2 protein-coding genes are annotated in these 3,128 nt (G+C 64.4%); one reads left to right on the top strand and one right to left on the bottom strand.

Annotation, left to right across the window (positions count from 1 at the left end; genetic code table 11):
• Positions 1-536 precede the first annotated feature (536 nt).
• The gene (locus tag GOSPT_RS05315; protein WP_039854851.1) at positions 537-2,462 is read right to left on the bottom strand and encodes a heavy metal translocating P-type ATPase; all 1,926 of its coding nucleotides are present in this window, start codon (positions 2,460-2,462) and stop codon (positions 537-539) included.
• 139 nt (positions 2,463-2,601) lie between these two features.
• Between GOSPT_RS05315 and GOSPT_RS05310 the strand changes: the two genes are divergently transcribed.
• Positions 2,602-2,964 (top strand): ArsR/SmtB family transcription factor, encoded by a 363-nt coding sequence (locus GOSPT_RS05310; RefSeq protein ID WP_005203797.1) that lies wholly within the window; start codon positions 2,602-2,604, stop codon positions 2,962-2,964.
• The last annotated feature ends 164 nt before the right edge of the window (positions 2,965-3,128 follow it).

Here is a 3,128-nt window from a genome sequence, read left to right as displayed (position 1 = left end):
GGTTGTCGACTGCCTGTTCGAGTTTCTTGCCACCACCTCCGAACGGCGCTAAGCCGAAGTCGGAGCTCGTCAGGAGTGGTTGCTGGCGCGCGTAGTCTCGCCCGCTCATTGGTTGCCTTGTCGCGACGGAGGTTGGCTTCATCTATGTCGGCTCGACGGATGCTTCTAGGAGTCCTCATAATCGGCCGCCGAACGCGCTCCGATCACTCATGTCGATCAGATCAGGTTTGTATCTTGTCCGATCCAGTCCAGGATGAGAGTGAGGGGTGGCCTGAGCTGGTCACTGTCACCTTTGTTTGGATCTTCGACGAGCTAGGCGTCCAGGAAGGCGTGAGAGTGGCGGATCGAGATCCAGGTCAGTGCGAGAGCGTTGGGGGCCTTACTGCGACATGGAACCCTGCAACCCCGCCACTGTCTCTTGTAATACGAAGTGCCGCGTGGCCTTCGGCGATCAGTTGTTGGAGGGTCGAGTGGGCATAGGACGTTCACCGCGTGCCCTGGTATGGGAGGTTCTCAGCGATCGTGGCGCAGGTAAGTCACTCAGGTGTGTGGTGTCGAGGGCCGGGTGTTGACCATGCTGCTGGGCGTAGGAGGCGGGCACCGTTGAGTGCGACGAGGATGGTGGAGCCTTCGTGGCCGGCGACGGCGAGGGGCAGGGGCAGTGTCCCGATGAGGTCCCAGGTGACCAGTGTGATGATGACGGTCGCAGCGATACAGAGGTTGGCAATGACGTAGCGGCGTGCTGTGCGCGACAGACGGATGAGGGCGGCGACGGCGCGGAGGTCGTCGCGCACGATGATGGCATCGGCGGTGTCGAGGGCCAGGTCGGATCCGTGGCGGCCCATGGCGATGCCGGTGCTGGCGGCCATGAGTGCGGGGGCATCGTTGATGCCGTCGCCGACGAGCAACACCCGCTGTCCGTCGTGTTCGGCGTCGGTGATGATGCGGGCTTTGGCTTCGGGCAGTAGTGCGGCGTGGACCGATGTGATGCCGGCTTGTTCGGCGATGTGGTGTGCGACCGTCCGATGATCGCCAGTGAGCACCATGGGCGGCTGGGAGGTGATGTCAGCGACGTCGGCGACTGCGTCGGCGGCGTCGTCTCGGAGGCGGTCGACGAGTTCGATGTGGCCGGCGGTGTCGCCGTCGATGACCACGCTGACTATCGTGCCGGTGGCGTGGCCGGCGTCGGCACGTTCGACCACGACGTGCTGGCCGTCGATGTCGCCGCTGACCCCTCGTCCGGGGAGTGCCCGGAACTCGGTGACTGTCTTGGCTTCGAGGTTGCGGTGATCAGCCGCGGCGACGATGGCGCGTCCGAGTGGATGTTCACTGGGTCGTTCGGCTGCGGCGGCGGCGGTCAGGACCTGTGCCGGGGTCCGGCCGCGCTCAGTGGTGATCGCGGTGACCTCGGGGCGTCCCTCAGTGAGGGTGCCGGTCTTGTCGAACGCGACCAGGGTGGTGCGACCTACCATTTCCATCACTTCGGCGGATTTGACGAGGACACCGTGTCGGCCGGCGTTGGCGATCGACGCGAGCAGTGGCGGCATCGTGGAGAGCACGATCGCGCACGGGGAGGCCACGATCATGAACACGATGGCCCGCAGCAGTGCATCTTCGAACGAGTTGCCGAACACCACTATCGGCACGCCGAGTACCAGCAGGGTGGCCACGACGACGGTCGTCGAATATGTTTGCTCGACTTTCTCGATGAACAGTTGAGTCGGCGCTTTCGTCTGCGACGCGTCTTCCACGAGGGTGACGATGCGGGCGATCACCGACTCCGAGGCCGGGCGCGTCACCTCGACTGTCAAGGCGCCGGTGCCGTTGACGGTGCCCGAGAGCACCTCGTCGCCGACCTGCCGCGTGATGGGCACGGATTCACCGGTCACGACCTGCTGATCGACCTCGCTCATCCCGGCGACGACAACGCCATCGGCGCCGATCCGTTCGCCCGGTCGCACCAGAATGCGTTGCCCGACTTCGAGGTCGCGGCAGTCGACGATCTGTGTGGTGCCGTCGACGGCGATCAAGGTGGCACGTTCAGGGGCCAACCCCAGCAGCGAGGTGACCGAGTCGGCGGTGCGCTGGGTGACAAGCACCTCCAACGCCCCGGAGGTGGCGAAGATGACGATGAGCAGCGCCCCGTCGAACACTTGCCCGATCGATGCTGCTGCGAGGGCGGCGACGATCATTAGCAGATCAACATCCAAGGTGCGCTCGCGCGCGGCTTTCAGACCGGCCAATGCCGGCTCCCACCCGCCGCACGCGTAGCACGCCAGATACACCGACCACCACAGCCACATCGGCGTCCCGGCCAACTGCATGGCCCAGCCGATCACGAACAGCGCCAACGCGATCGCCGCCCACCGCACCTCCGGCAATCGCATTCCCGTTCGCAGGATCGAGGGAGGTGTGGCCAGCACACGCCCTCGCCCTGACATCGTTTCCACGGTCGAGGTCATCGCTGTTTCACCTTTTATCGAATCGTGCACGCGCCCGGCTAGGGACGTGGCTGTCCGAGACGGACCACCATCGCGGCCCACGATAACAGAACGAATGAAGACGTCTTCATATGAAAGCGAGCAGGTAAGATGCGACAGCATGGGCCATGGCATCGAGGGACGTGACCGCCCTGTCGCGCGGTTGGACTCGGACTCGGCCGCACACGTCGCGACGACCCTGCAAGCACTGGCCACCCCGAGTCGTCTGCTGATCCTCACCGAGTTGCGCCACGGGCCCCGCTCAGTCACAGACCTCGCCGACGCCGTGGGCATGGAACAGTCCGCGGTCTCGCATCAACTACGACTGCTGCGCAACCTCGGCCTGGTCACCGGCACCCGCGCCGGCCGTTCCATCACCTACAGCCTGTATGACACCCACGTCGCCCAACTCCTCGACGAAGCCGTCTACCACAGCGAACACCTGCGCCTCGGCCTCGCCGACCGCCCATCAACCGCCAGTTAAGTACGACGGAGCCGAAATCAACTCAGCCAGGGGCGGATCGCCGAGTAGGTGAACCGCGAGTGATCGTCGACAACGGGGGAAGCTCACAAATCATGGATAATGACGATTATCCACATCTTTGACTGAAAGTCGCTGCGTGCCAGGAGGCTAGGCACATCAGTACC

Source organism: Gordonia sputi NBRC 100414, from assembly GCF_000248055.1.
In the GTDB taxonomy this organism is placed as follows: domain Bacteria; phylum Actinomycetota; class Actinomycetes; order Mycobacteriales; family Mycobacteriaceae; genus Gordonia; species Gordonia sputi.
Note: the sequence above shows the minus strand (reverse complement) of the source record. Positions and strands in the feature narration are given on the sequence as shown.

What these genes read in the sequence shown, in the direction of transcription:
- GOSPT_RS05315 (WP_039854851.1), bottom strand. Translation starts at nt 2,462, where the DNA reads ATGACCTCGACCGTGGAAACGATGTCAGGGCGAGGGCGTGTGCTGGCC.
- GOSPT_RS05310 (WP_005203797.1), top strand. Translation starts at nt 2,602, where the DNA reads ATGGGCCATGGCATCGAGGGACGTGACCGCCCTGTCGCGCGGTTGGAC.